Origin of the sequence: Streptococcus sp. LPB0220 (assembly GCF_008727815.1) — a bacterium.
GTDB lineage: Bacteria > Bacillota > Bacilli > Lactobacillales > Streptococcaceae > Streptococcus.
Genome location: NZ_CP044230.1, coordinates 640,694 through 665,626 on the forward strand (window position 1 = coordinate 640,694; position 24,933 = coordinate 665,626).

The window sequence follows — 24,933 nt, forward strand, 5'->3', positions numbered from 1 at the left end:
AAAGAGAGTGGGACAGAAATCGGTAATTCGTTAGAATTCGATTTCGTCGTCCCACCTCCGCACAGTTGAGTAGGGCTGTAAAAGCTGATGAAATCAGCGTAGTAGAGCCCACTCAACCACTGCGTCTTGCTTGACAATCCAAAAATAATTGAGAGGCTAGGACTTTTGTCCCAGCCTCTTTTTGCGTTTTAGTGAATAGAAGAAGTTGTCTCTTTTTTCAGTTGTTGAGTCTCATTCCTTGTGCTCGAGGAGCAGTGGCGAGGAAGACTCGACTGCTTTTTTCCGCTTGAAAAATGCGGCCATTTGAACCAGGATGCGGGGGACCGTCTGCCATTTTTTCCAAGCTTGTACTCGGGTATCGATGAGTTGTTTAGCAAGACGTTCCAGCATTTCTCGCTCGGTTGGATCCAAATCCTGGGCATTTTGAAGGATTTCCTTGGCCTTGGCTAGCTGTTTGAGATCGGTAAGGTCATTGATGGAAGTGATGCCGGCATCCAGAAAAATGCCAAAAAAGGTATCAAAGAACTTCTTGCGCTCGTCTGCCGATGTTTCGCGAACCCATTGTTTTAAGGTGAGATCCGTCTGCTGGCTATCGGGACTGGTTTCAGAAACGGTCACAAAGCTGTAGTCCTTGATTTCCCAAGTAAAAGCGTCATGCTGGACAAAGCCACCAAAAGCTCGGCTTTTGACAATCGTAGCAGGCTCAGGGACTTCTAGCATCATGCCGACGATGGATCCTTGGGGGACAAAGCGAAGAATATTTGGGGACGTCCGCTGGTAGCCTTCGGTCTCGATAATGGCCCTGTTGAGGCCAGGAGCATCGTAGCTGTATATGGCATCGACTCGTTCAAATAAGGAATCCGGCAGGTAAGTGCAGGCATAGGTTGCGAGATTGCCCCCTTTGGAGTGACCGGCTACTAAGAAGCGCCCTTTAGGAAATTCCTTCATGACGTTTTGTAGATAGCTGGCTGCGCGCCTCTGAGCTGGGACATGGTCCATATAGGTCATGTGGAAGTCTTCCTTCCAGCCGATCAAGGTGTCATCCGTCCCTCTGAAGACAACTAAATAAACATCCATGGTAAGACGATAGGTCATAGCCGCAAACTGCTTCTGAACATCGGGGTCATATTCGTTGACATAGTTAAGGAGTTTGATGTTTTTAAAACGCTTTGAACTAGCTAAGTCATCGACTAATTGCAGGTGTTGGTCTGTCACGATGAAATCGGTGGTTCGATCGACTAGCTCTGCTGCATCAGATAAGCGGACTTCAATATTGGTCGTATCTCCTTGGGGTACGATCCGATCAAAAGGAAGATAGGTCAGCTCTGTCAGTGACAGGACATCCAGTTCCTTGAAAGGACGGTCGTATATGGAATCGTAGGTCACTTCTTTTAGGTAATCAAAAATCGTCGACATCTGTGCCTCCCGTGTCTTATTTCTTTCAGTATAGCACAAAAATGGATGGAGAAAAAGCGCCCTCCATCAAGACAGTAGGAATGAGATCTTCTTTCCCTCTGAAACAGTCTTTTTCTCTGCTTCTTAATCTGTTATAATAGGAAGAAGAAAAAAGAAGGAAAGAAAGCCATGCATAAAATTCTCTTAGTCGAAGATGATAACATTATCCGCCAACAGGTCAAACAATTATTGGAACAATGGGGCTATGAAGTGGTCGCAGTAGAGGATTTTATGGATGTCCTTGGGATCTTTGTCGAAACCGACCCCCACTTGATCCTCATGGATATTGGCCTTCCACTCTACAATGGTTACCACTGGTGCCAGGAGATTCGCAAGGTTTCAAAGGTTCCGATCATGTTTCTTTCTTCACGGGATCAAGCCATGGATATTGTCATGGCCATCAATATGGGTGGAGACGACTTCGTCACCAAGCCTTTTGATCAAAATGTGCTCCTTGCCAAGGTCCAAGGGCTCTTGCGCCGCTCTTACGAATTTGGCACGGATCAAAATCTGCTGGAGCACCGGGGTGCTATCCTTAATCTCAAGTCTACGGACTTGATGTATGAAGGGGAAGTCATCAAGCTGACCAAGAATGAATTTCAGATCCTGCGCGTCCTGTTTGAGCATGCAGGCAGTATCGTAGCACGCGATGACATGATGAAGGAGCTCTGGAATAGCGACTTCTTTATTGATGACAATACCTTGTCTGTCAATGTAGCCCGCCTTCGTAAGAAACTAGAAGAGGCTGGCTTGTCAAACTTCATCGAAACCAAGAAAGGCATCGGTTACGGGTTGACCCATGAATAAATTTGGAACGATCTTCTGGCAGTATGTGGTATCCCGCAGGCGCCTACTCTATCTATTGGTCATCTTTTTGATCATTGATTTGGTCTTTGCCTATCTCTTTCCAGAGACGGGGACGGTTTTCCTCTATGCGACCCTAGTGCTAAGCTTTTTTGCCTTCTGTGTCTTGATCTGGGATTTCGCCATGACCTTTCGGGACTACCGCAAAGCCGCACTATATGAGGAAGTTGAGGTTGCCTCACCACTGGAACACCTCCTTTATGAAAAATACACGGAAGAACAGCAGGCGCGCTTGGAGGAAGGGAAGACAGCCCAGGCCAAGTTCAATGACCTGATGGATTACTATACCCTCTGGGTTCACCAGATTAAGACGCCCATTGCGGCTAGTCAGCTCTTGGTGCAAGATGTCGAGACGCCCATTGTCAAGCAGCAGATGGAACAGGAGCTCTTTAAGATTGACTCCTATGCCAATCTGGTTTTGCAGTACCTGCGACTGGAGAGTTTTCATGATGATCTGGTCTTAAAGCGCGTGTCGCTAGAGGATTTGGTCAAAGAAGTGGTCCGCAAATACGCCCTCTTTTTTATCCAAAAGAACTTGACAGTGAACCTACATGATTTGGATGTCGCCGTCATTACCGATCGCAAGTGGCTTTTGGTCATCATCGAGCAACTCTTGTCCAATAGCCTCAAGTATACCAGTACAGGTGGAATTGAGATCTATTTCAAAGACCAGACCCTCTATATAAAAGACAGCGGGATTGGAATCAAAAATAGCGATGTCCTCCGCGTGTTTGAGCGGGGCTTCTCCGGTTACAATGGCCACATGACCCAGCAATCCTCAGGTCTGGGGCTCTATCTGTCTAAGAAAATTGCAGAGCAATTGGGCCACAAGATTAGCCTCCACTCAGAGGTTGGCCAAGGCACAACCGTTGCTATTGGCTTTGAAGAGAAGAAGTTGGTCATGGATTAGTTTTTTTTCCATCTTACAAAAATGTAAGAAATAAACGCTAAAATGAAAGGTTAGGTTATGGTAGCCGCCTTTTATTTTTTATACAATAGTCTCATCAAATGAAGGAGGTCAAGAAAATGAAACTCTTGAAATGGATGAAAGAACTCAAAAAAACTAATAAACCGTATGACCAAACCGATTTAGAAAAGGCGGAATTTGGTCGCCAAGTCCTGCACCAAACCCAAGAATTTTTCTTGATCCACTAGTAAAAGGAGAAAAGTATGTCATTGTTAGACGTTCAACACATCAAAAAGATCTACAAAACCCGCTTTCAAGGGACGCAAGTCGAAGCCTTAAAGGATATTCACTTCACCGTGGAAAAAGGAGAATACGTCGCCATCATGGGGGAATCAGGATCCGGGAAATCGACCCTCCTCAATATCCTAGCCATGCTGGACCAGCCGACGGAAGGACGGGTCTACCTCAACGGCACCGATACTTCAACCATCAAGAACAAGGATGCATCCAGCTTCCGCCGGGAAAAACTAGGCTTTGTCTTTCAAGACTTTAACCTGCTCGACACCTTGTCCGTCAAGGACAATATCCTCTTACCTTTGGTCCTCTCTCGCAAACCGGTCAAGGAAATGATGAGCAAGGTGGATAGCGTGAGCCGGGAATTGGGCATTCACCAGCTCTTAGAAAAATACCCTTACGAAATCTCTGGTGGGCAAAAACAACGGGTGGCTGTAGCACGGGCCATCATCACCTCACCTGAAATCCTTCTTGCTGATGAGCCAACAGGGGCGCTAGATTCCAAGTCTTCGGCGGCTCTTCTAGATGTCTTTGAAGATATCAATACTATGGGCCAAACCATCCTCATGGTGACCCACTCAACCGCAGCGGCAGCTCGGGCCAAGCGCGTGCTCTTTATCAAGGACGGGATCCTTTACAACCAGATCTTCCGTGGGGAAAAAACAGAGCGTCAGATGTTCCAAGAAATCTCAGATACTCTGACGGTTATGGCAAGTGAGGTGGAGTAGATGTTTCGATTAACCACTAAATTAGCTTGCTCCAATCTCATCAAGAACCGCAAGCTCTATTATCCCTTTGCGATTGCAGTCATTCTCGCAGTGACCATCGCCTACCTCTTTGACTCCCTGACCTTTAATCCCCACATTTCTCAGCTTCGAGGAGGATCTTCTATAGTGTTCACTCTCAGCTTGGGATTCTTCGTGGTCAATGCTGCTGGAGCCATCATTGTGCTCTATGCCAATAGCTTTGTCATGAAAAATCGCTCCAAGGAGCTGGGAATCTATAGCATGCTAGGCCTTGAAAAACGCCATCTCATCAGCATGATTTTCAAAGAACTCTTGATTTTTGGCTTTCTAACCATCTCAGCCGGTGTCTTGATCGGAGCTCTCTTTGACAAGCTGATCTTTGCCTTTCTCTTGAAACTCATGAAGATGAAGGTCCAGCTGGTATCCACCTTCCAACCTGGGATTGTGGTTTTGGTCTTTGTCACCTTTGGCCTCATCTTTGCCCTTTTGGTCCTTCTCAACGTTTGGCGGATTCTTCGTTTGAATGCTCTGCAGTTAACGCGTGAGAAGACTAGTGGTGAAAAGAAAGCCCGCTTCTTGTGGCCCCAAACCATCTTGGGTATAGCCTCTCTTGGTTTTGGCTACTACCTGGCTTTGTCTGTCAAAGACCCCATCATTGCGGTTGTAACCTTCTTTCTAGCGGTTATTTTGGTCATGATCGGGACCTACCTGCTCTTTAATGCAGGGATCACCGTCTTCTTGAACCTGCTTAAGAAAAAGAAGAGCTACTATTACCAGCCCAACAATATGATTTCGGTCTCTAACCTCATCTATCGCATGAAGAAGAATGCAGTGGGGCTTGCGACTATTGCCATCCTCTCGACCATGGTATTGGTGACCATCTCTGCAGCCACCAACATCTATATCGGTGGTGAAACGATCAAGAAAATCATGGCGCCTCATGATTTCTCTGTCCAAGGAAAAGGGGTCGATCTGGAGCAGATCAATCAGAAATTTGATGAATTTGCCTCTGAGCATCATCTCGAGATCAAGAATCGTGACCTGATGACCTATGCCAACTTTGGGGTTAAATCACAAAAGGGCACAGACTTCACCGTCTATCCAGCTGATGAACGCAGCGTCACTCCTAAAACCGTCTTTATGGTTTTTGATGTAGCTAGTTATGAACATATGACAGGCGAACACGTCGATCTGACTGGCAACCAAGTCATCCTCTTTGCCCATAACGAGGCTCTTAAGGGGCAAAAGCAGTTCACTATCAATGGGCAAGACTTCCAAGTCAAGGAAGAAGTGACCAAGGATTTTATCACCGATCACGTGCCAAATCAGTTTAATATGCTGACGGAGGATTTCAACTACCTGATCGTGCCTGACCTCTCAGCCTTTGTCGCTCAGTTTCCAAATCTGGCCATCAATACCAATATCTACGGTGGCTTCAATGTCAATGTCGATGAAGACCAGCAACTCAAGCTAGCAGCCAGCTATGACAAGATGATCGATGAATTGAGCAGCCAACAGGGCCAAGGAACATTTATCTATGGAGGTAACCGAGCCAATGATGTGGCAGAGTTGAATAGCCTCTTTGGTGGCATCTTCTTTATCGGAATTTTCTTGTCACTGATCTTTATGGTCGGAACGGTCATCGTCATCTACTACAAGCAAATCTCAGAAGGCTATGAAGACCGTGACCGCTTCGTCATCCTCCAACAGGTGGGGCTCGATGAACACGAGGTCAAACGGACCATCAACCGTCAAGTGCGGACTGTCTTTTTCCTCCCTCTCATCTTTGCCTTTATCCATCTGGCCTTTGCCTACCATATGATCCGCCTCATTCTCAAAGTCCTCGGTGTCATCAATAGTGGCCAAGTCCTCGTCGTGACCCTCAGCGTCTGCGCAGTCTTTCTCATCACCTACCTGATCGTCTTTTGGATCACCTCTCGGAGCTATCGTAAGATTGTGCAGATATAAGAAAAAGAAGCTTGAATCAAATTAGAAACTTTCCTTAGGTGAGTACGGACGTCATGGAACTTCTATGAAGTTCCATGACTAATTATTGAGCCTAAGGTCTCAATAATTCCGAGTGCCTGAAACATAATTGTTTCAGGCACTTTTCTCACAGCGGAAAGTTTCAATATACTCTAATAATAATCAGATATTATTTGGATATTTTTGCACAATAATCCAGCATAGGTTATTCAAAGAAAAGAATTGTCAATTTTTTTAGCTTACTCATAGCGGGCTTTTTTGTACGAAAACCGACTGCGATTGTTTTTGTTTTTCAAAGGGATACACAAAAAAGACTGAACCCGTAGAGTTCAGTCTTTGTTCACTTTCTATTAAAGTGATGTAAGGAAAGTCAATCCCCCTAGGATGACACCTGCCGAATTCGGAATGATCAAAATCCAGTCTTTTTTAGGTTCCTTTGTCCAACCATAAATGACCCAGATCAAGCAAGAAATAGCAGCTGACAAGGGTTGGAAAGGTTGGGCCTTATTTCCCTGTAAATTAGCAATAATTTGTGGGATGTAGGCAATGAAAACGATAATCCCAATAAAGGCACCGATCGAGCCAACGATTTGGTTGATTTTTTGTTTGTTCATAAAATTTTACCTCTGTGTATCAAAATAGCATAAGTAGGAAGAAAATGCAATTAATTTGCATGCTATGCAAGATGAAAATGATTACATTCGCACAAAATTAGACAATGTGTCAAAAAAATGGCAACTAGAGAGAAGACTCTCTCGAAAAGAAATCCATCTTCCTGCAAAATCACAAGATTGTGACACTTTACAGTTCGGTAACATTTGAAAAAAAGACTTGAATTTGTAAAGGACAAAAGGTAGAATAGTGCATACTTTAAAAAAAGAAAAGGAAATGGTAGTTTCAAAATGAATGAAAAACAAATGAAAATTCTTGGTTGGGTTGCGACCTTTATGTCTGTTATGATGTATGTGTCTTACTTCCCACAAATCATGGATAACCTCGCAGGTCACAAAGGGAACTTTGTTCAACCCCTTGTCGCAGCCATCAACTGTAGCCTTTGGGTTTACTACGGACTCTTCAAAAAAGAACGCGATATTCCACTTGCTGCAGCCAATGCACCAGGGATCATCTTTGGTTTGATCACAGCCATCACAGCCTTGTAATCAACGTAAGAGAGAGTGGGACAGAAATCGAATTCTAACGAATTACTGATTTCTGTCCCACTCTTTTTTTGATGGAATGAATCCTTTCCATGGTATAATGAGAGGACTATTCATAGAGAAGATCAAAAGGAGACAAGAGTGGATCAAAAACATCACTGTCAAGTCCTATGGGCGAAAAATAAATACCTGGTGCTGAGTCGTTCCAGTAATATCTACAAGGAAATCCGAGAATACCTCAAGCAAGACCAGGTGGAGGTCAGCCACGTCGAGGACCTGATCCAGCAAGCGCTGGCCTTACCGGAAAATCGTGGCCAGGTCTCCAATGCCTTCCAGCATATCTGGGGCTATTTTAAAAAGCAGGCCACTGCAGAGGAAAAGGCGGACTTCATGTTGCTACTTGAGAAGTACCAGCATGGGCAAGCGAGCCAAGAGGATCTGATCAAGGGGATCCAGACGCTCCTTGAGCGCTACCCGAATCGCTACTTGCAAGATTCGACGCTACTAGGAGGGCAATAGATGAGACTGTGGCACCAAGACTTGATTCCCAAACTCCCTCGTCCCCAGCTCCTGGGCCAACACCGGGAATGCTGCGCCCTAAGGGGCAATGGCTGGGGCAAGAAGCACGCGACGGTCAACTATGTCTTTGACTACTCGCCCTATCGCCTCTATGCCTATCACCGCCTGATCATGAAGGAGATGACGGCTCGTGGCTACAAGGTCAGCCCAGAGTGGTGGGAGCCGACCTACCGAGGCAAGACCTGCCCAGCCTATCCAGAGCTGGAAGAGGAAGCCTTGAACACCCCCATCTATCCCGAGCACAGGGATACTTACCTTCAAGAATGCCTGGACAATCTAGCAGAAAAAGGGATCCATTTAGACTAAGAAAAAACGAACCAGACCAGGTTCGTTTTTTTGCGCCAAATCCCAACAAAATGCTTTGAAAGCGTTAATTTCTTTCCCAAACATGCTATAATAATAGGAGATTATGCACAGGAAAAGGATAGACGGATGAAGGCAGTAGCAACTCCAGAACTTGAGATTGAAAGACAGTTGATCCAGCAGTTGACATCAGGAGAGAGTCAGTGGACTTATCGCGAGGATCTCAAGAACGAAGACCAGTTATGGGACAATTTCTTTGACAAGCTCGCGCAAAATAATGTCGCCGTGCTGGCGGACCATCCCTTGACCGACCAAGAAAAGCGCCAGATCAAGAACCAGCTCAACTTTGTCAGCTATTATGAAGCGGCCAAGTGGCTTGCTGGTGAAAATGGAATCGCCAAAGTAGAGGTCCAGCGAGAAGATGCCAGTCTAGGGACCATCCGTTTAGCGGTCATCTGGCGAGACAATATCGCAGCTGGTAAGTCGAGCTATGAAGTGGTTAACCAAGTCGAACGCGACAAGGCCTATCCGCTAGACCAGGATCGACGGCTCGATACGACCCTTCTGATCAATGGCCTGCCCCTCATCCATATCGAACTCAAGAGTCCCCGAGTGGCCTTTCTAGATGCCTTTCATCAGATCAAAAAGTACGACCGTGAAGGCAAGTTTCGGGGCATATACTCCAGCTTGCAGATGTTTGTCGTGACCAATAAAATCGACACTCGCTACATCGCTGCAGCCCGTGAAAGCAAGCTAAACAAGCAATTCCTGACCAAGTGGGTGGACAAGGACAACCAACCCATGATCGATCTCAATAGCTTTGCTCATGAGGTCCTCTCCATCCCCCGGGCCCACCAGATGGTCATGCAGTACTCGGTCATCGACGACAGTAAGAAGGCCCTCATCCTCCTGCGTCCCTACCAGATCCATGCCATCGAGGCTGTGCAGGAAGCCTCTCGTCGTCAAGAGTCGGGCTATATCTGGCACACGACCGGATCAGGCAAGACCCTGACCTCTTACAAGGTAGCTCGCAATCTCTTGCAGATCCCAGCCATTCAAAAGACCATCTTTGTCGTCGACCGCAGAGACCTGGACCAGCAGACGACTTCGTCCTTCCTCTCTTATGCGGCCAATGATGTCATCGACATCGACGAGACGGACAATACCCATGAGCTGGTCAAGCGCCTAGGGGGCAATGACAAGCGCGTGGTGGTCACGACCATCCAGAAAATCACCACCATGATGCGCAAGTTTGAAGAAGGGAAGTACCAGCGGGATGCTGGGAAGATAAAGGACCTGCGCGTGGCCTTTGTCGTGGATGAGTGCCATCGGGCGGTTACGCCACAGACGCAAAAGGAGATCAAGGCCTACTTCAAGAACTCTCTCTGGTACGGCTTTACAGGAACTCCGATCTTTAAGGAAAACAAACGCAAACAAGTGGGAGACCTGGCTCAGACCACCCACCAACAGTATGGCGATCGCCTACATGAATACACTGTCAAGGAAGCCATCCATGATGGAGCGGTTCTGGGCTTTAAGGTAGACTACCGCAATACCATCATCTCAGATCTGCTAGAAGAAGAAATTCCAGACCAGGCCTATGAGGACAAGGAGCACATGCTAGAGGTCCTAGATGCCATCCTCAATAAGAGCCGGCAACAGCTCAATATCCCAAAAGGGGTCGGAAAGAGCTATGAGGCTATCTTGACGGTCAAGTCCATCCCACTAGCACAGGCCTATTACAATCTGCTTAAGAGCATTCTCGCTGGCAAGGAACGGGTCAAAGTTTCCAAGCGGGTTAAACGCCATTTACCAGATTTTCCAAAATTTACCATCACCTACTCAGTATCTGAAAATGAGGAAGAGTCCATCGGCTACCAAGACCACATGAAGCGGGTCATGGAGGACTACAACCAAGAGTTTAGTACGCATTTTAGCCTAGCGGATCTGCGGGGCTTTAATAGCGATGTCAACAATCGCCTAGCCAGAAAGCAGGACAAGTACCTCTACCGCAATGAGCAGTTGGATCTGGTCATCGTGGTCGACCGTCTCTTGACAGGCTTTGATGCACCTTGTCTTTCTACGCTTTTTATCGATCGCAAGCCCATGCGCCCACAGGACTTGATCCAGGCCTTCAGCCGGACCAATCGGATCTTTGATGACAAGAAGCACTTCGGCCATATCATCACCTTCCAGCGCCCTCAAGCCTTTAAGGAAGCCGTCGACAATGCCCTCAAGCTCTACTCCAATGGAGGAGAAAATGAGGTCTTAGCACCAAGCTGGGAAGAAGAGAAGCGCAACTTCCTAAAAGCCTGGGCAGAGTTTAAAGGGCAAGTCACAGACTTGGAAGAAGAGGGAGTCGTCCTCGAGCAGGCCCCAACAGCGCAGCTCCGTAAGGTCGCCAAAGCCTATCAGGTCTTTGACAAGTACCAAGCCTCGATCCGCGTCTACTCAGAGTATGATAAGGAAGAGATCTACCGCGAAACAGGCCTTAGCGACAGCCAGCTCGAAGCCTATCTAGGCCTCTATCAAAATATCCTGGCGGAGATCAAGAGCAGGGATCCAGAAGTGGACAGCGAAGACGAGCTAGATATCCATTATGAGCTGGAGTCTGTCCAAGTCGATGAGATCAACTATGCCTATATCCTCATGCTGATCCAGAGTATGATCCAGCAGGAGGAGAATGACGAGCAGACCCTGAGTGACAAGGATATCGCAACTGTAGATAGCTATATCGAGAGCTTGAACCGAACTAATCCAAGCCTAGCGGAGATCATCCAAAACCTCTGGACCCAAGTCCAAGAAGAACCCGAACGCTACCGAGGACAATCCATCACCGGAGTTTTGGACCAGATGATCGAATCCATCATCGATAGCCATATCGTAAGCTTCGCCAAAAAGTGGTATATCGGAGCCGACGAACTGCGCTACTATATCCAACACTACCGCAAAGGTGCCAAAAAACAAGCCGGCGAAAGCCAGCTAACCAAGAGCCAACGCTACAAAGACTACAAGGTAGAAGTAGCAGATGCCCTCAACCCACTCAGCTACAAAAAACAAATCAAAGAAGCCTATACCCAACTGATAGAAGAGGTGATTGAACCGCTGAGAGTGGGGAGGTAGGAGAAAGGAGAGATGAATAGTGCAGGAATTTAATGTTGAACAATTTAAAAGAAATGTTCTTACTAAAAATTTGAATATTTTAATTGGTTCTGGAGTATCATATCCAGCAATTCCTTTAATGAGCTACTTTACTAAAGATGAGAATGGTATAAGTGTCTCTAAAGATATAGCGAATAAAAATTTAGAAAAACATATATTGGATGTTAGTTCTTTTTTACCTTTTAATCATAATGATAGAATCAAGTATTTTGTTGAAAAAATGGATAAACAGATTTTGTATTCTGCGAAATATTTTATTAAACTAAAGAATTATACTGCTTTTGAAATTAGTATTGATTTTGTATTAGAACGATATGTAAGGTTCTTAGAAAAAGTAATTACATTGCTTTACATTTCAAATTCCCGAACGGTTTCGAAGAGTGTTAATATTTTTACCACAAATTATGATTTATTTATTGAAAGAGCCTTGGATTTATTAATGAAAAACGATAACTTCATATTTAATGATGGTTCCAATGGTTATTTCTATAAAGTGTTAGATAGTTCTAATTATAATAAAAGTGTGGCGTATAGAGGATTAAATGAAAATTATTTAAATGAGCTTCCTTCAATTTCTTTAATTAAGCCTCACGGGTCTATGAATTGGGAAAAAGGAGAAAATAATCAGATTTTAATAAGACCGTATACTGTCGATCAACCAGTAGTTGTTAGGCCTACTGGACTTGAAGGACAGGAAACATATCTTAACAATCATTTTCATGATATGTTAAGAGTATTTCAACTAGAGTTAGATAAACCTCAATCAGTATTAATTGTTGTAGGATTCTCGTTTCAAGATGATCATATTGCAAAGATGGTAAGAAGGTCCTTAAAGAATCCAGAATTAATGACTTATATATTTTGTTATTCAGATAGCGATTATGAGGTTATTAAGAAGAATTTATCTCTTGATAATATTCCTAGGAATCTTCAGATAGTGATACCATCTGCTTTAGAATCTGAAAATAAGAACATTTTGAATATAAGTGGAAATTTTGACATTAGTAGTTTGACAGAGTTATTTATCATCGAGGATGAAGAAGTAAAATGAATCGTGATGTGAAAAAATTAGGTGTAATCGTAGGGGTTGACGGTGATATTTCTCAAGTTGGAATGTATCAACTATCTAATGATGCGGAGTATTTATGGTATGGTGATGTGTTACAAGGAGCAAAAATCGGAGCATATTTGACAATTTTACAAAATAATGTAAAAATTATTGCTTCTGTTGTTACTGAAAAAGTTGCTGATCAACAAAATACAATTAGAAGTACAGAATTTGATAATCGTTTTTCAAAGAATTCAATAAATCGAATTGTTCATTTAAAAACAAAAGGTGTTATTGAAAATGGTGAATTCAAAGTAACAAGTCAATATGTACCTATGATTGGTAATGAGGTTTGTATTACTTCAAAGCAAGACTTAGAATTAATATATGGGATTAATGAATTTGAGCCAACAATTTCTATAGGGAAAACAATCTTAGAAGGTCAAGTTGTTCCATTATCAATTAATAAAATTTTTGCTTCTCATATTGGTGTTTTTGGAAATACTGGTAGTGGTAAGTCTAATACATTACATAAATTATTTTTAGAATTATTTCGGTCAGACTATCGAGAAAAAATTTTAGAGCATTCAAAATTCTATGTTATTGATTTTAATGGTGAATATACAAAAGATAATAGCTTTGGTGTAACCAATCAAAAAAGAGTATTTGAAATTAATACTAAAAATCAAACAACAACCAAACTCCCGATAACCTCAGAATATTTATTTGATCCAGATATTTTGTCAATTCTATTCGGAGCAACTTCGGCCACACAAGTTCCTTTTTTAAGAAAATCTCTTAAAATTTGGAATGAAAGACAGTTTAATGGTGAGAGTATTGCACGTTTTGTAGTAGGAACCTTGAAAAGGATTTTAACTACTGGGAATTCTGCAAGTCTAGATTCTAAAGATAATTGGATATCTATTTCAGAGAAGTACATTGATAATGATTTATTTAATGTCTTAAAAAGTAATTTGTATTATAACTACAATAGAGAATCTTATTATACAGTAGTTAATGGTGTCAATAAATATATTATTAATCCTAATACGCCAATTCCTGATTATGAATTAAAGTATCTTAAAATTGATGAAATAGAGGAAGCTTTAAAAGAGAAATTTAACCAATTATCAGATTTTGAGAAATTAAAATTTCATTTTGATTTTCAGAAAGTACACCAATCAGCTTGGAAGTCAACAAACATTGAACATATTAATCCTTTGTTTCACAGGATTGATACAGCCTTAAACAGTTTGAAAAAAGTTGTTGAAGTTAAAGAGAGTATAGAAGATGATTTTTCTAGTCTAAATATCATTAACCTCGTACATGCTAATCAAGAGATTACTAGATTGATTCCTATGCTTATATCTAAGATGATCTATGATCAACAGAAAACGAAGATAGCTGGAAACGATGTTACATGCACTAGTCATTTAATTATTGATGAAGCTCATAATATTTTGAACGCCCAAAATCATTCTTTAGGAGATACTTGGCAAGACTACAGATTGAATGTTTTTGAAGAAATAATTAAGGAAGGACGAAAATTTGGTTTCTACTTAACTTTATCTAGTCAACGACCAGCAGATATTTCACCTACTATTCTTTCGCAAGTACATAATTATTTCATCCACAGATTGGTTAATGATAATGATTTACGAATGTTGGTAAATACTATGCCTACGTTAGATAAAACTTCATTTAATAAAATTCCTAGTTTAGGTAAAGGAGAAGTTATAATTACTGGTAATGCTATTCAAGTTCCAGTATTTGTAAAGGTAGAGAAAGAAAAAATAATTAGACCGAATAGTGATGATGTTATTTTGACAGAATTGTGGAGCTAAACTATGGAAAAAGAAGAAATATTCAGATTACTAGGGGTATCAGATGAAACTGAATTGAAAAGTTTGTTAAATTGTAAATCAGTTGAATATGCTGATGAAATCTCTGAAGAAAACTATTTTATAATTAATCGTGAATCATCTGAGTATGGAATTCCATTGATTAATTGTAGTGGATTTGAAAATAAAAAACATGAGTTGCTTGAATTACCAACAGATTTCAATGAACGTCCTTATATTTGTGAAGCATTTCTAACTAGAAAAAGTTTAGATACTTTAGGAAGTAAGAAGAGAAAGAAATTAAAGGACCCTATTAATTGGGAATGTATTACTTCAGATTTATCTGTTAAAAAATATTTCCATAGAGGACATATAATTGGTCATTCATTATCTAACGAACTTGTTAAAGGAATAAAAAATAAAAATAAAAGAATCTTATTTGTCCAGACGGCATGGAGTAACATGAATTCTCAAGGTCTTAATACTAAAAGCCAGTTCTATTTTGAAAGTAAACTTGAAGATACTTTAAGAAATGGAACGAATATTTTGTATAAATCAGAATTAATTTATAGAATGCCAACTGATAAAATACCTATTGGTATTCAAATTCAAGCTATTTCTACTGATGGAGAACTGTCTATTAATGTTTTTATTCCAAATGTTTCTCCAGAAATATCAATTGATTATACAGAAGGTAAGATAACGAGGTTAGAATGAAAAAACAAATAAATGTTCCGAGTATTATTTTTTCAAGATTCAATGAAGATTCGTCATGGAAATCAAAAAAATTCAAAGAATTATTAGATCCAACGGAGGGAATTAGACGTGGTCCATTTGGTAGTGCTTTAAAAAAAGAATTATTTGTTCAAAATAGCGAGTATGTAGTCTATGAACAGCAAAATGCGATTTATGATCACTTTAATACTAGATATAGAATCTCAGAAGAAAAGTATCATGAACTAAAGAAATTTATATTGTTACCTGGTGACTTTATTATGAGTGGTGCTGGTACTATTGGAAAAATTTCACTAGTACCTGAGGGAATTGAGAAAGGTGTGTTTAATCAAGCTCTAATCAGATTAAGAGTTAATAAAAACACTGATAAGGAATTCTTTTTACAATGGATGAGATCACCAGAAATGCAAAACAAGCTGACAAAAGCTAACCCAGCATCAGCAATGGTAAATTTGGTACCGATGTCTGAGGTGAAAGAATGGGATGTTATTGTTCCATCTCTAGATGAACAATTCGCCATCGGCTCCCTTTTCCGCACTCTCGATGACCTTCTGGCTAGCTACAAGGACAATCTCGCTAACTACCAATCTCTCAAGGCAACCATGCTCTCTAAAATGTTTCCCAAAGCTGGACAGTCTGTTCCTGAGATTCGTTTGGATGGATTTGAAGGTGAGTGGGAAGAAAAGGAATTTAGTAAACTTGTAAAAAGAGTTACTCAAAGTTCTGACTCTGATTCATTGCCAAAGGTTGAGTTTGAAGATATTATTTCTGGCCAAGGTCGACTGAATAAAGATATCAGTAATAAATTTGATAATCGTAAAGGTATACACTTTAAACCTGGATACACATTATATGGGAAATTACGTCCGTATTTGAATAATTGGCTTTTGCCGAAATTTGAGGGAGTAGCTTTAGGAGATTTTTGGGTATTTGATCCAAATGGAAATGATTCAAATTTCATTTATTATTTAGTTCAATCAAATCGCTATCAAAAGGTTGCTAATGATACATCTGGTACAAAAATGCCACGATCTGATTGGAAGTCGGTTTCATCTACTATTTTTGCAATTCCACAAAAAGTTGCTGAACAACAAGACATCGGAGCCTATTTCTCTAACCTCGATAACCTCATCGCTGCACACCAAGAAAAAATTTCACAGCTAGAAACTCTCAAAAAGAAACTCTTACAAGATATGTTTATCTAAACTTCAAAAATGATCCTTATCTGCATCCATGTGCCCATCATTTTTCGAATAGTATAAGTGAGCCCTTTTGATCTTTTCAAAGGGCGCTCCTTAATATTTAATAACTTAAAAGTATTTACTTTTAATAACTTTAGAGTTATAATAAATTCGAAAAGAGGTTGCTTTGTGCACGCTATTTATTTTTATAAGGACAAACAGGGGAATCAACCGGTCCTGGACTACATGAGGGAGCTAGCTCGTCGCGATAATAAGGACAGCCGGATCAAACTCAACAAGCTCAACGACTACATCGAACTTTTGAGCCAGCAGGGAACACGTGCTGGCCAACCCTACATCAAGCATCTAGATGCGGAGATCTGGGAGTTGAGACCCTTGCGGGATCGGATTTTATTCGTGGCTTGGCTGGATGGGAGCTTTGTCTTACTGCATCATTTTGTCAAAAAGACGCAAAAGACACCTAGACGAGAGATCGAGAAAGCCAAGCGGGAGTTGCAAGATTTGAAGGAAAGAGGGCTAAGAGATGAAGAATAGTGCCATCGGCAGCAATTGGAAAGATGTGAGAGCAGAGCTCTTCACCAAGGAAGAAATCCTGGAAAGTGATCTGCGGGTCGCGATTATGACAGAGCTGATCGAGGCTCGGCATGAAAAAGGCATTAGCCAAAAGAAACTAGAAGAACTCAGTGGGGTCAGTCAACCGGTCATCGCTCGGATGGAGACAGGCAAGACCAGTCCACAATTGGACACGGTCTTGAAAGTCTTAGCTAGTCTGGGCAAGACCCTCGCCGTCGTCCCACTGGAACAAGAAAAGGTCTAAAAGAAATCAGAAAGAATTACTATGGAAACAACACAAACCTCCCAGTCGCTCTACCAAGCCCTGTGGAACTCAGCGGATGTGCTCCGCTCTAAGATGGATGCCAATGACTACAAGTCTTACCTTTTGGGGATGATCTTTTACAAGTATCTCTCCGATAAGTTGCTCTTCTTCGTGGCGGAGACCATGGAGGAGGAGACAGAGAGTCTGGATGAAGCCTTGGCGCTTTACCGATCCTACTATGAGGATCCAGACTCTCAAGAGGACTTGATCTCCGTCATCACTGATGAGCTCAACTATGTCATCAAGCCAGACTTGACCTTTACAGCCTTGGTGGATCGGGTCAATGAAGGAACCTTCCAGCTGGAAGATCTGGCTCAGGGCTTCCGAGACATCGAGCAAAGTGACGACCTCTATGAAAATCTATTTGAGGATATTGATCTCTACTCCAAGAAGCTAGGGGCGACACCTCAAAAGCAAAACCAGCTAGTGGCTGCAGTCATGAAAGAGCTAGCAGTGCTGGATGTGGCAGGTCATGCGGGTGATATGCTTGGGGATGCTTACGAGTACTTGATTGGTCAGTTTGCGACCGACTCGGGTAAGAAGGCAGGAGAGTTCTATACGCCTCAACCTGTAGCCAAGCTCATGACCCAGATTGCCTTTTTAGGGCGTGAAGACGAGCAGGGCTTTACCCTCTACGATGCCACCATGGGATCGGGCTCCCTCTTGCTCAATGCCAAGAAGTATTCTCACCAGCCTCAAACCGTCCAGTACTTTGGTCAGGAGCTCAATACCTCTACCTATAACCTGGCTCGGATGAACATGATCCTACACGGGGTTCCGGTGGAAAACCAGTTCTTGCACAATGCCGATACGCTGGACGAAGACTGGCCGACCCAAGAGCCGACCAACTTTGATGGGGTCCTCATGAACCCACCTTACTCAGCCAAGTGGTCTGCAAGCTCGGGCTTCCTCCAAGATCCTCGTTTCTCCCCATTTGGCAAGCTCGCGCCTCAATCCAAGGCAGACTTCGCCTTTCTCTTGCACGGTTATTACCACCTCAAGCAGGACAAGGGGGTCATGGCCATCGTCCTTCCTCACGGGGTCCTTTTCCGAGGTAATGCTGAAGGAACCATTCGCAAGGCCTTGCTGGAAGAAGGGGCTATTGATACCGTGATCGGTCTTCCTGCCAATATCTTCTTCAATACTAGCATCCCAACGACAGTCATCATTCTCAAGAAGAACCGCACCAATCGGGACGTTTACTTTATCGATGCTTCTAAGGAATTTGACAAGGGCAAAAACCAGAATATCATGACGGATGCCCATATCGAGAAGATCCTCCAGGCCTATAAGAGCAGAGAGGATATGGATAAGTTTGCCCATCTGGCTAGCTTTGAGGAGATCGTCGAGAATGACTACAACCTCAATATCCCACGCTATGTGAACACCTTTGAGGAAGAAGAAGTAGAGCCACTGACAGAGATCGTGGCTAAGATTAACCAAACCAATGCGACGATTGAAACCCAGACAGCTTCTCTTCTAGACATGCTCAGCCAGCTTCATGGAACGACTCCAGAAGCAGATGCCGAACTCAAGAAATTTGTCCAAGAGTTTAAGGGCTAGGGTGTGAGAAGATAGGGATTAGGTAAAGGGTACTTTATTCGCTATTTCCCAAATTTTTTTCGAATTATAGAAGTAGAGGGACCTTCCCTCTATTTTTTATCGAAAAGGAGCAGGGATGCAAAAGAGACACGCGCATGTATCGCCGACCTTGGACATCATGGCCAAGAAGATTTTTAGTTTACCGGAGGTGACGGCAGCATTTATTCGAGATATTTTGGAGCTAGATGTGGCAGATGCTCAGATTGTGGAAGGAGGCCAGCCCCACAGCATGGCCTATGAGGAGGATGACTTGTTCTCCACTGCGGTGGATGTGAGAGCCAAGCTCCATGACGGGACCGAGGTGATCATCGAGATCCAGATTCGCAAGCAGCAGTATTTCTTGAATCGGTTCCATTACTATTTGGCCAATCAACTGGTGGAAAATGTGCAAAAATTGCGCCAGCAAGGTCAGACACATAAGATGTACGAGCAGATGGAGCCCGTCTACGGGATTGCGATTTTGGAGAAGTCGCTCTTACTGGACGAAGAGGCCGCCATCAATAAATACTGGCTGACTAATAGCAGGTCCGGCAAGCAACTCAAGGCTTATTATAAGAATGGCAAGCATCAAAATCTTTTGCAGGTTGCCTTTTTAGAGCTAGACAAGTATAATAAAGATGAGAACCTGACAGATGCAGGCAGACAGTGGCTGGAGTTTTTTGGGAATCTTCCCTTCACAAAAGCTCCCAGTCAGGTCGTCGCCCACGCAGATTCATTACTGGATTCATCTAGCTGGACCAAGGAGGAGAAGACCATGATAGACGAGCGTATTCGTATTCAAGAAAATTATGATATGACCCTGGAGACGGCTATAGACGAAGCGCGTGAAGAAGGCCTAGTACAAGGTCTGGAACAAGGTTTAGAAAAAGGCTTGGAACAAGGTCGTAAACAGTTGGTATGCGAGATGGTCTCACGAGGAATGACGCCTGATCTTATATCGGAGATGACGGGTTTGTCGCTGGAAGAGATTGAGACTCTTCTTTCTTGAGTAGTTAAAAGAGGCACTGCCTCTTTTCTTTTTGAAAAAACTTGAAAATTTTCCCATTTTTTCAATCCGCCTTTCTAGAATTGTGGTAGAATAACGTCAGACCCCTCCAAAGCCCTTGATACCAGCGTATTTCTGGGGTCTATCCGACGAGTGAATACGATATCGAATACGAGGCTATACGATCATGTATTCAATAAGTTTATCGATCGCGTCCGTTCGTTGTTCGTCTGCTATATGTGTATAGAGATCAAGCGTGATCTTTACTGAGCTATGGCCCAAGCGATCAGAAATACTTTTCGGGTCAACTTTTGCTGCAAACAAAAGGCTTGCGTGAGTATGTCGGAGCCCGTGAGGCGTGATTGCCTTCAGACCGTGATCTTGTATGAACCTTTTAAAATAACGGGTGAAGTTTTGAGTTTGCACCCAATCAGCTGATTCGTTTGTAAAAACGAAATTATCGTCGCCTTCAAAATGTTTCCCGTTTTTAAAGTAAATCTTAATTTGATCTTTTTTCCACTTCTTCAAAATGGACAGAGTCATGTTATCGATTAAGACTGTCCGAATACTCGTTTTAGTTTTGGGCGATTGTATAATCTGTTTCCCGTGAATTCGCGCAACGGTTTTCGCGATTGAGATTCGTTTATTTTCAAGATCAATATCCGACCACTTGAGCGCGAGCGCTTCGCCTTCCCTTAGTCCAGTGTAACTCAATAGATGGACCAACGGCCAAAAGTAAGTCAAAGACGCGTTTTTAGCGAGTTCAAGAAAATCATTCAATTCTTCCTTGGACAGATAATTGTCACGTTTTGAAACAGGTTTGCTTTTAGGTCTGATAACCTTATCAAAAGGATTTGCCGGGACAATATCGATCAAGACAGCGTACTTAAAAATACGCTCAATAACTGACAAATAGTGAGTGTATAGGATATATTTTTCGCTCAATGCTATAACAACTTTTTGACAATATGGGACAGAGATCTTTTTGATCTTCATTCCTTCGAAATGGTCCTTGATTAGTTGTTTTAATTTGTTTTCAGTCAGACCAAAAGTGCTTGCTTTGACCGTCGTTTTATAACTTTCTAACCATAGATAAGCTATTTCTTCAAACGTTGGATTTTGGAATCCGTCCGATTGATTCGATGGAAGCCCGTTCTCTTCCACGTCAAGAAGCAAATTTCTTTCGGCTTGTTTAGCTTCTTTCATGGTCTTAAAGCCCCGGCGCGTGGTTCGCCGTTCTTTTCCAGTTGTGGGATCAATTCCCAGATAGGTCTGAAATAAGTAACGGATCTCTCCGTGTTTGGTTGTATATTTTTTTATCATGTCTTTCCTCCGTTTTGGCTTGCCCGCACAATTGAAAGAACGAAATGATTTTGCTATACTTAACTTATATCATGTTTTCCCCGTGGCTTGCCTCGGGGCTTTTTTGTTTATTCGAAAAACAGTTTAATATTATCTGCTTGCGCATTGGTGATCTTGGCTTTAATTGTCTTGACTTCGTTTGTCTCGATATTCCGCAAGTACAATTTAGCAAGTCCGGGCTTTTCTTCTTGAGTGGTGATAGTGTCCGTGCTCACTTTGCCTTTTCGTTTTCCAGACGCACCGATCACGCCACCTACAATTGTACCGACTGGTCCAAACGCCGAACCGATTCCAGCGCCTAAAAGGGCGCTCCCTTTTTTCCCTTTCTGTTTGGTTGTCCCGGTCGTTTTTGTGCGCTCTATAATCGTAGAGCCTTCAAATTGAAAATTTTCGAACTCAAACAGCTCCGGAGTGTCTGAATAGAATCCAATATAATATAGGCCGTCGATCGTTTTCCGAATTGTTGTCGTTCCGATTGAAATTTTTGTTTCTTGAGCAGCATTTTTCCTCATTTCGTTTATCGAAGAAATTCCGTCTACTGTTTTTTCAGTCGCTTTTTTTGCGAAATTCTTAAATTTGTCAAAGTCCATAACGTTTCTCCTTTTACTATCCCACTAATCGATAGTATTCATCTATTACCATTAATTCATCGGCCGTCGTTTTGAGCTTGTGGCGCTCCATGAAATGTACATAATTAAACTCGCTCGCGTCCCCGGCTTCTAGCTCTTCCTTTAATAAGGCGTGTATCATGGCCCTATTGGCCTCATTCTCGCACTTGATCGGGTTTATGGTATATTCGGCCGTCGTGTGCTCTAAATGGCCCAGCTCGTGCAATATGACCCGTTTCTGGGCCTCAATAGTTAGTGATTTATTAACGAAAATGATCTTCATATCAGATAAGATCATTCCGGGCCGTGGCCACAGTTCATTGTCAAAGTAAGCGAGCGTGACGCCCGCTTCGTGACAAATATCTTCTAGTCTCATAGTCTTCCTTTTAGATATCCTTCAATAATATTTTGTATAGCGACGATATCTTCTTCATTGAGTGGTTTTCCGTCGAAAGTCTTCGCATTTTCGGCCATTTTTCGGAGATCCAAGTCAGAAAAATCCGGCTCTTTCTTTACGGATTTAACTCCGAGCAAAAATTCCGGGGTTACTCCGAGAGCCGTCGCGAAAGCGTCCGCCCGATTTAATGGAAAAGTACGCGTCTTATTAAAATAGCGAGAGATCCCCGACTTTGCCATATTCGTTTTTCTTGCAAGTTCACTCAAAGAAATATTCTTTTCGGCGCTCAATTCCTTTATTAATTCTATTATTTCGTCGTTTGTCCTCATGGTTTATTCACTCCTTTTTATTCACGTTTCTATTATATCACCGTTCCCGAAAAAGTACAAATAATACTAAAAAAATAAAAAATGTATTTTTTTTTGAAAAAAGTGTTGACAAAAGAGAACGGTTAGTTTATACTAAGATTGTTCCCGAAAGAGAACGAATAAAAATGAACGGAAGGAGGTCCATTATATGACCGTAAATCATTTACGAATCAAAGCGGAGCGAGTCGCGAAAGGACTCACACAAGACGACATGGCCAAGGCCCTTGGTTGGTCTGATCGCGCTCGATACGCTAAACGTGAAAATGGACTAGTATCATTCGACGCTGACGAATTGATAAAAGTCGCGACAATCCTCGGATTCTCAAAAGATGAGATCGGTATTTTTTTTACCGAGAGCGTTCACTAAAGAGAACAAGAGGACACGAAAAAGCACCCGAGCGAGAACGTTCGAGCGCTTGAAAAAAATATCTACCTTAATTATATCAGAAAGTGCTTGCCCGCACAATTGGAGGAACGAAGAAATGGAGGAGCTATACTTGCCACCCTTGATCTCAGACGAGATCGCGAAAGTCTATCTCAGATCGATCGTGGATATCGTGAGAGACGAGGTAAAGAAAGAAATAGAAGAAAAACAAATGCCACTCGATCAAAAAGCCTTAATGAAGAAATTTGGCTTCGATCATGGCTATATTAAAAAGCTAGAACGTCGAGGACTTGCATTTCGTAAACAAGGAAAAAAGAAAATGTATGATGTCGCAGACGTTTACGAAATTTTAGAAAAAGAAAAGGAGTATTTAAAATGAATCAAATTATTATTTCTGGGCAAGTTGCCGGAACAGTTGCAATCGGGGGCGTGTGCTTTATCGCTGGCCTTATCGTATCGTGGAAAGACCACAAGAAACGAATGAAGATCGCAAAAACCGAAACACTCAAAGCTATCGAAGAAGGGCTTCCAGAGCACAATGCACAAGTCATCGAGCAATACGAAGACGAACTCGCAAGCCGTCGAAAAGCTATGAAGCTATACACTGAATCGCCGGAGGTTCCGTTCCATGTTTGGTAAGAAAGCCCGAAAAATTGAGCAACAATCAAAAGCGCTCAATCGCTTGTGGTTTATCAATCTGCAGCAAACCGAAATTTTGAAAGCCACGCTTGAGCGGGAAGAACGGCTGCTCGACGAGCTCGCTCGTCTGAAAGGAGAGTTAAGAAATGGTAACAATCAATAAGCTCGAGATCGAAAACGTGAAACGCGTTAAAGCGGTCAAGATCGAGCCGTCAGCGAAAGGACTGACAATAGTCGGGGGAAACAATAACCAAGGCAAAACAAGCGTATTAGACGCGATAGCTTGGGCCTTGGGTGGCAATAAGTACAAGCCTTCGCAACCACAGCGCGAGGGGTCAACAATTCCCCCAAGTCTTAAAATCACGCTGTCAAATGGCCTTGTTGTCGAACGTAAGGGCAAAAATAGCGATCTGAAAGTTATTGATCCAAGTGGGAACAAGGCCGGCCAGAAATTGCTTGATAGCTTCGTCGAAGAGCTCGCTCTTGATCTTCCAAAGTTTATGGAGATGACGAACAAGGAGAAGGCTACAACGCTCTTGCAGATTATCGGGGTCGGAGATCAGCTCGTCCAGCTTGAAATGGAAGAGAAGACTAAGTACCAAGAACGACACGCGATCGGCGTCGTAGCAGACCAGAAAGAAAAGTTTGCCAAGGAACAGCCGTATTATCCGGACGCGCCGAAAGAGCTTGTTTCAATCGCTGAATTGATCCAACAACAACAAGAGATCCTTGGACGGAATGGCGAAAATGCTCGCAAACGTCAGAATCTCGCGAAAATCGAAAGCGATTATAATTTCGCCCTTGCAAACGTACAGCGTTTGGAAAAAGAGCTAGAAGAAGCTCGAGAGAAAGAGCAAGGACTAGCGCAAGACTTGGATATTGCTCGCAAGGATACGCAAGATCTTATCGACGAATCAACGCAAGAGATCGAAGACAGTATCGCGAATATTGAGCAGATCAACTTAAAAGTCCGAGCAAATCTTGACAAAGACAAGGCCGAAGAAGACGCGAAAGTTTACCGCGAACAATACCGCGAATTGGATCTTGTGATCGATGGTATTCGTAAGCAAAAAACGGACTTGCTCACTAATGCAGACTTACCGCTCCCCGGCTTATCGGTGGACGATGGCGAACTATTATACCTCGGTCAACGCTGGGACAATATGTCTGGAAGTCAACAATTACAAGTCGCGACGGCTATCGTTCGCAAGCTCAAGCCAGATTGTGGCTTCGTCCTAATTGACAAACTCGAGCAGATGGACCAGATCACCCTTGCGGAATTTGGGGCATGGCTCGAACAAGAAGGCTTGCAAGCTATCGCGACGCGTGTTTCCACAGGCGGAGAGTGCTCCGTCATCATAGAAGACGGGTACAGTATCGCACCGGAAACATATCAAACACCTACAGCATGGCAAGGTGGCTTTTAAAAGA

The 24,933-nt window shown here is 42.8% G+C and carries 28 protein-coding genes; 22 read left to right on the forward strand and 6 right to left on the reverse strand.

All coding sequences use genetic code 11. The features are described 5' to 3' along the window. Positions 1-231: 231 nt before the first annotated feature. Entirely contained in the window at positions 232-1,416 is a 1,185-nt protein-coding gene (locus LPB220_RS03430; protein ID WP_150905532.1) for a DUF2974 domain-containing protein, read from the reverse strand. A gap of 168 nt (positions 1,417-1,584) precedes the next feature. Here LPB220_RS03430 and LPB220_RS03435 point away from each other — a divergent pair, with 168 nt between their 5' ends. The 5 genes from LPB220_RS03435 to LPB220_RS03450 all read left to right on the forward strand — a co-directional run bounded on the left by LPB220_RS03435 (position 1,585) and on the right by LPB220_RS03450 (position 6,234). Further along, complete coding sequence (locus LPB220_RS03435; RefSeq protein ID WP_150905534.1) at positions 1,585-2,262, forward strand: response regulator transcription factor; 678 nt, start codon at positions 1,585-1,587, stop codon at positions 2,260-2,262. Then, positions 2,255-3,229, forward strand: a complete 975-nt coding sequence (locus tag LPB220_RS03440; protein ID WP_150905536.1) for a sensor histidine kinase — start codon at positions 2,255-2,257, stop codon at positions 3,227-3,229. The genes LPB220_RS03435 and LPB220_RS03440 overlap by 8 nt, the downstream gene beginning before the upstream one ends. Positions 3,230-3,345: 116 nt before the next feature. Next, on the forward strand, positions 3,346-3,474 hold the full coding sequence (locus tag LPB220_RS10925; protein ID WP_263641296.1) for a hypothetical protein: 129 nt from the start codon (positions 3,346-3,348) through the stop codon (positions 3,472-3,474). Between the two features lie 15 nt (positions 3,475-3,489). After that, positions 3,490-4,248 carry an ABC transporter ATP-binding protein gene (locus LPB220_RS03445; RefSeq protein ID WP_150905538.1) on the forward strand — a complete coding sequence of 253 codons (759 nt, stop codon included), beginning with the start codon at positions 3,490-3,492 and terminating at the stop codon, positions 4,246-4,248. Beyond that, positions 4,249-6,234: an FtsX-like permease family protein gene (locus LPB220_RS03450; RefSeq protein ID WP_150905540.1), complete on the forward strand. Its 1,986-nt coding sequence runs from the start codon at positions 4,249-4,251 to the stop codon at positions 6,232-6,234. Between the two features lie 368 nt (positions 6,235-6,602). Here the strand turns inward: LPB220_RS03450 and LPB220_RS03455 are convergent, their stop codons facing one another. Continuing rightward, complete coding sequence (locus LPB220_RS03455) at positions 6,603-6,866, reverse strand: SemiSWEET family transporter (RefSeq protein WP_003012241.1); 264 nt, start codon at positions 6,864-6,866, stop codon at positions 6,603-6,605. 288 nt (positions 6,867-7,154) lie between these two features. Between LPB220_RS03455 and LPB220_RS03460 the strand changes: the two genes are divergently transcribed. From LPB220_RS03460 to LPB220_RS03515, 12 genes are all read left to right on the forward strand, one after another. After that, positions 7,155-7,412: a SemiSWEET family transporter gene (locus LPB220_RS03460; protein ID WP_003006102.1), complete on the forward strand. Its 258-nt coding sequence runs from the start codon at positions 7,155-7,157 to the stop codon at positions 7,410-7,412. 138 nt (positions 7,413-7,550) lie between these two features. Further along, complete coding sequence (locus LPB220_RS03465; RefSeq protein WP_129269549.1) at positions 7,551-7,928, forward strand: YbgA family protein; 378 nt, start codon at positions 7,551-7,553, stop codon at positions 7,926-7,928. After that, positions 7,929-8,294 carry a TIGR02328 family protein gene (locus LPB220_RS03470; protein ID WP_150905542.1) on the forward strand — a complete coding sequence of 122 codons (366 nt, stop codon included), beginning with the start codon at positions 7,929-7,931 and terminating at the stop codon, positions 8,292-8,294. A gap of 126 nt (positions 8,295-8,420) precedes the next feature. Then, a complete protein-coding gene (locus LPB220_RS03475) occupies positions 8,421-11,414 on the forward strand; it encodes a type I restriction endonuclease subunit R (RefSeq protein WP_150905544.1) in 2,994 nt (997 codons plus the stop codon). Between the two features lie 19 nt (positions 11,415-11,433). Further along, positions 11,434-12,504: an SIR2 family protein gene (locus LPB220_RS03480; protein ID WP_412180394.1), complete on the forward strand. Its 1,071-nt coding sequence runs from the start codon at positions 11,434-11,436 to the stop codon at positions 12,502-12,504. Continuing rightward, positions 12,501-14,345, forward strand: a complete 1,845-nt coding sequence (locus LPB220_RS03485) for an ATP-binding protein (RefSeq protein ID WP_150905548.1) — start codon at positions 12,501-12,503, stop codon at positions 14,343-14,345. Before LPB220_RS03480 ends, LPB220_RS03485 begins: the two co-directional genes overlap by 4 nt. 3 nt (positions 14,346-14,348) lie before the next feature. Beyond that, complete coding sequence (locus LPB220_RS03490) at positions 14,349-15,059, forward strand: hypothetical protein (protein WP_150905549.1); 711 nt, start codon at positions 14,349-14,351, stop codon at positions 15,057-15,059. Beyond that, the gene (locus LPB220_RS03495) at positions 15,056-16,282 is read left to right on the forward strand and encodes a restriction endonuclease subunit S (protein WP_150905551.1); all 1,227 of its coding nucleotides are present in this window, start codon (positions 15,056-15,058) and stop codon (positions 16,280-16,282) included. The genes LPB220_RS03490 and LPB220_RS03495 overlap by 4 nt, the downstream gene beginning before the upstream one ends. Positions 16,283-16,447: 165 nt before the next feature. Then, positions 16,448-16,813, forward strand: coding sequence for a type II toxin-antitoxin system RelE/ParE family toxin (locus tag LPB220_RS03500; protein ID WP_049507635.1), 366 nt, complete (start codon positions 16,448-16,450; stop codon positions 16,811-16,813). After that, positions 16,803-17,096 (forward strand): helix-turn-helix domain-containing protein, encoded by a 294-nt coding sequence (locus LPB220_RS03505; RefSeq protein WP_021144391.1) that lies wholly within the window; start codon positions 16,803-16,805, stop codon positions 17,094-17,096. Before LPB220_RS03500 ends, LPB220_RS03505 begins: the two co-directional genes overlap by 11 nt. A 21-nt stretch (positions 17,097-17,117) precedes the next feature. Continuing rightward, on the forward strand, positions 17,118-18,719 hold the full coding sequence (locus LPB220_RS03510; RefSeq protein ID WP_150905553.1) for a type I restriction-modification system subunit M: 1,602 nt from the start codon (positions 17,118-17,120) through the stop codon (positions 18,717-18,719). A gap of 115 nt (positions 18,720-18,834) precedes the next feature. After that, positions 18,835-19,746 carry an Rpn family recombination-promoting nuclease/putative transposase gene (locus tag LPB220_RS03515; protein ID WP_150905555.1) on the forward strand — a complete coding sequence of 304 codons (912 nt, stop codon included), beginning with the start codon at positions 18,835-18,837 and terminating at the stop codon, positions 19,744-19,746. Positions 19,747-19,920: 174 nt separating this feature from the next. On the opposite strand, the gene LPB220_RS03520 is transcribed toward LPB220_RS03515, so the two are convergent. The 4 genes from LPB220_RS03520 to LPB220_RS03535 form a co-directional block, all read right to left on the reverse strand. Then, positions 19,921-21,066, reverse strand: coding sequence for a site-specific integrase (locus LPB220_RS03520; protein WP_150905557.1), 1,146 nt, complete (start codon positions 21,064-21,066; stop codon positions 19,921-19,923). A gap of 107 nt (positions 21,067-21,173) precedes the next feature. Then, the gene (locus LPB220_RS03525; protein WP_150905558.1) at positions 21,174-21,695 is read right to left on the reverse strand and encodes a hypothetical protein; all 522 of its coding nucleotides are present in this window, start codon (positions 21,693-21,695) and stop codon (positions 21,174-21,176) included. Between the two features lie 16 nt (positions 21,696-21,711). Beyond that, positions 21,712-22,089, reverse strand: coding sequence for an ImmA/IrrE family metallo-endopeptidase (locus LPB220_RS03530; RefSeq protein WP_150905560.1), 378 nt, complete (start codon positions 22,087-22,089; stop codon positions 21,712-21,714). Next, entirely contained in the window at positions 22,086-22,439 is a 354-nt protein-coding gene (locus LPB220_RS03535; RefSeq protein ID WP_150905562.1) for a helix-turn-helix domain-containing protein, read from the reverse strand. The genes LPB220_RS03530 and LPB220_RS03535 overlap by 4 nt, the downstream gene beginning before the upstream one ends. A gap of 187 nt (positions 22,440-22,626) precedes the next feature. Between LPB220_RS03535 and LPB220_RS03540 the strand changes: the two genes are divergently transcribed. The 5 genes from LPB220_RS03540 (at position 22,627) to LPB220_RS03555 (ending at position 24,929) form a co-directional block, all read left to right on the forward strand. Beyond that, positions 22,627-22,845 (forward strand): helix-turn-helix domain-containing protein, encoded by a 219-nt coding sequence (locus tag LPB220_RS03540; protein WP_150905564.1) that lies wholly within the window; start codon positions 22,627-22,629, stop codon positions 22,843-22,845. 115 nt (positions 22,846-22,960) lie between these two features. Continuing rightward, entirely contained in the window at positions 22,961-23,242 is a 282-nt protein-coding gene (locus tag LPB220_RS03545) for a hypothetical protein (RefSeq protein ID WP_150905566.1), read from the forward strand. Then, positions 23,239-23,502: a hypothetical protein gene (locus LPB220_RS03550; protein WP_061455382.1), complete on the forward strand. Its 264-nt coding sequence runs from the start codon at positions 23,239-23,241 to the stop codon at positions 23,500-23,502. Before LPB220_RS03545 ends, LPB220_RS03550 begins: the two co-directional genes overlap by 4 nt. Next, positions 23,492-23,665 carry a hypothetical protein gene (locus LPB220_RS10755; RefSeq protein WP_191904620.1) on the forward strand — a complete coding sequence of 58 codons (174 nt, stop codon included), beginning with the start codon at positions 23,492-23,494 and terminating at the stop codon, positions 23,663-23,665. The genes LPB220_RS03550 and LPB220_RS10755 overlap by 11 nt, the downstream gene beginning before the upstream one ends. Continuing rightward, complete coding sequence (locus LPB220_RS03555) at positions 23,649-24,929, forward strand: AAA family ATPase (RefSeq protein WP_150905568.1); 1,281 nt, start codon at positions 23,649-23,651, stop codon at positions 24,927-24,929. Before LPB220_RS10755 ends, LPB220_RS03555 begins: the two co-directional genes overlap by 17 nt. Positions 24,930-24,933: the final 4 nt, after the last annotated feature.

What these genes read in the sequence shown, in the direction of transcription:
- LPB220_RS03430 (WP_150905532.1), bottom strand. Translation starts at nt 1,416, where the DNA reads ATGTCGACGATTTTTGATTACCTAAAAGAAGTGACCTACGATTCCATA.
- LPB220_RS03435 (WP_150905534.1), top strand. Translation starts at nt 1,585, where the DNA reads ATGCATAAAATTCTCTTAGTCGAAGATGATAACATTATCCGCCAACAG.
- LPB220_RS03440 (WP_150905536.1), top strand. Translation starts at nt 2,255, where the DNA reads ATGAATAAATTTGGAACGATCTTCTGGCAGTATGTGGTATCCCGCAGG.
- LPB220_RS10925 (WP_263641296.1), top strand. Translation starts at nt 3,346, where the DNA reads ATGAAACTCTTGAAATGGATGAAAGAACTCAAAAAAACTAATAAACCG.
- LPB220_RS03445 (WP_150905538.1), top strand. Translation starts at nt 3,490, where the DNA reads ATGTCATTGTTAGACGTTCAACACATCAAAAAGATCTACAAAACCCGC.
- LPB220_RS03450 (WP_150905540.1), top strand. Translation starts at nt 4,249, where the DNA reads ATGTTTCGATTAACCACTAAATTAGCTTGCTCCAATCTCATCAAGAAC.
- LPB220_RS03455 (WP_003012241.1), bottom strand. Translation starts at nt 6,866, where the DNA reads ATGAACAAACAAAAAATCAACCAAATCGTTGGCTCGATCGGTGCCTTT.
- LPB220_RS03460 (WP_003006102.1), top strand. Translation starts at nt 7,155, where the DNA reads ATGAATGAAAAACAAATGAAAATTCTTGGTTGGGTTGCGACCTTTATG.
- LPB220_RS03470 (WP_150905542.1), top strand. Translation starts at nt 7,929, where the DNA reads ATGAGACTGTGGCACCAAGACTTGATTCCCAAACTCCCTCGTCCCCAG.
- LPB220_RS03475 (WP_150905544.1), top strand. Translation starts at nt 8,421, where the DNA reads ATGAAGGCAGTAGCAACTCCAGAACTTGAGATTGAAAGACAGTTGATC.
- LPB220_RS03485 (WP_150905548.1), top strand. Translation starts at nt 12,501, where the DNA reads ATGAATCGTGATGTGAAAAAATTAGGTGTAATCGTAGGGGTTGACGGT.
- LPB220_RS03490 (WP_150905549.1), top strand. Translation starts at nt 14,349, where the DNA reads ATGGAAAAAGAAGAAATATTCAGATTACTAGGGGTATCAGATGAAACT.
- LPB220_RS03495 (WP_150905551.1), top strand. Translation starts at nt 15,056, where the DNA reads ATGAAAAAACAAATAAATGTTCCGAGTATTATTTTTTCAAGATTCAAT.
- LPB220_RS03505 (WP_021144391.1), top strand. Translation starts at nt 16,803, where the DNA reads ATGAAGAATAGTGCCATCGGCAGCAATTGGAAAGATGTGAGAGCAGAG.
- LPB220_RS03510 (WP_150905553.1), top strand. Translation starts at nt 17,118, where the DNA reads ATGGAAACAACACAAACCTCCCAGTCGCTCTACCAAGCCCTGTGGAAC.
- LPB220_RS03515 (WP_150905555.1), top strand. Translation starts at nt 18,835, where the DNA reads ATGCAAAAGAGACACGCGCATGTATCGCCGACCTTGGACATCATGGCC.
- LPB220_RS03520 (WP_150905557.1), bottom strand. Translation starts at nt 21,066, where the DNA reads ATGATAAAAAAATATACAACCAAACACGGAGAGATCCGTTACTTATTT.
- LPB220_RS03525 (WP_150905558.1), bottom strand. Translation starts at nt 21,695, where the DNA reads ATGGACTTTGACAAATTTAAGAATTTCGCAAAAAAAGCGACTGAAAAA.
- LPB220_RS03530 (WP_150905560.1), bottom strand. Translation starts at nt 22,089, where the DNA reads ATGAGACTAGAAGATATTTGTCACGAAGCGGGCGTCACGCTCGCTTAC.
- LPB220_RS03535 (WP_150905562.1), bottom strand. Translation starts at nt 22,439, where the DNA reads ATGAGGACAAACGACGAAATAATAGAATTAATAAAGGAATTGAGCGCC.
- LPB220_RS03540 (WP_150905564.1), top strand. Translation starts at nt 22,627, where the DNA reads ATGACCGTAAATCATTTACGAATCAAAGCGGAGCGAGTCGCGAAAGGA.
- LPB220_RS03545 (WP_150905566.1), top strand. Translation starts at nt 22,961, where the DNA reads ATGGAGGAGCTATACTTGCCACCCTTGATCTCAGACGAGATCGCGAAA.
- LPB220_RS03550 (WP_061455382.1), top strand. Translation starts at nt 23,239, where the DNA reads ATGAATCAAATTATTATTTCTGGGCAAGTTGCCGGAACAGTTGCAATC.
- LPB220_RS10755 (WP_191904620.1), top strand. Translation starts at nt 23,492, where the DNA reads ATGTTTGGTAAGAAAGCCCGAAAAATTGAGCAACAATCAAAAGCGCTC.
- LPB220_RS03555 (WP_150905568.1), top strand. Translation starts at nt 23,649, where the DNA reads ATGGTAACAATCAATAAGCTCGAGATCGAAAACGTGAAACGCGTTAAA.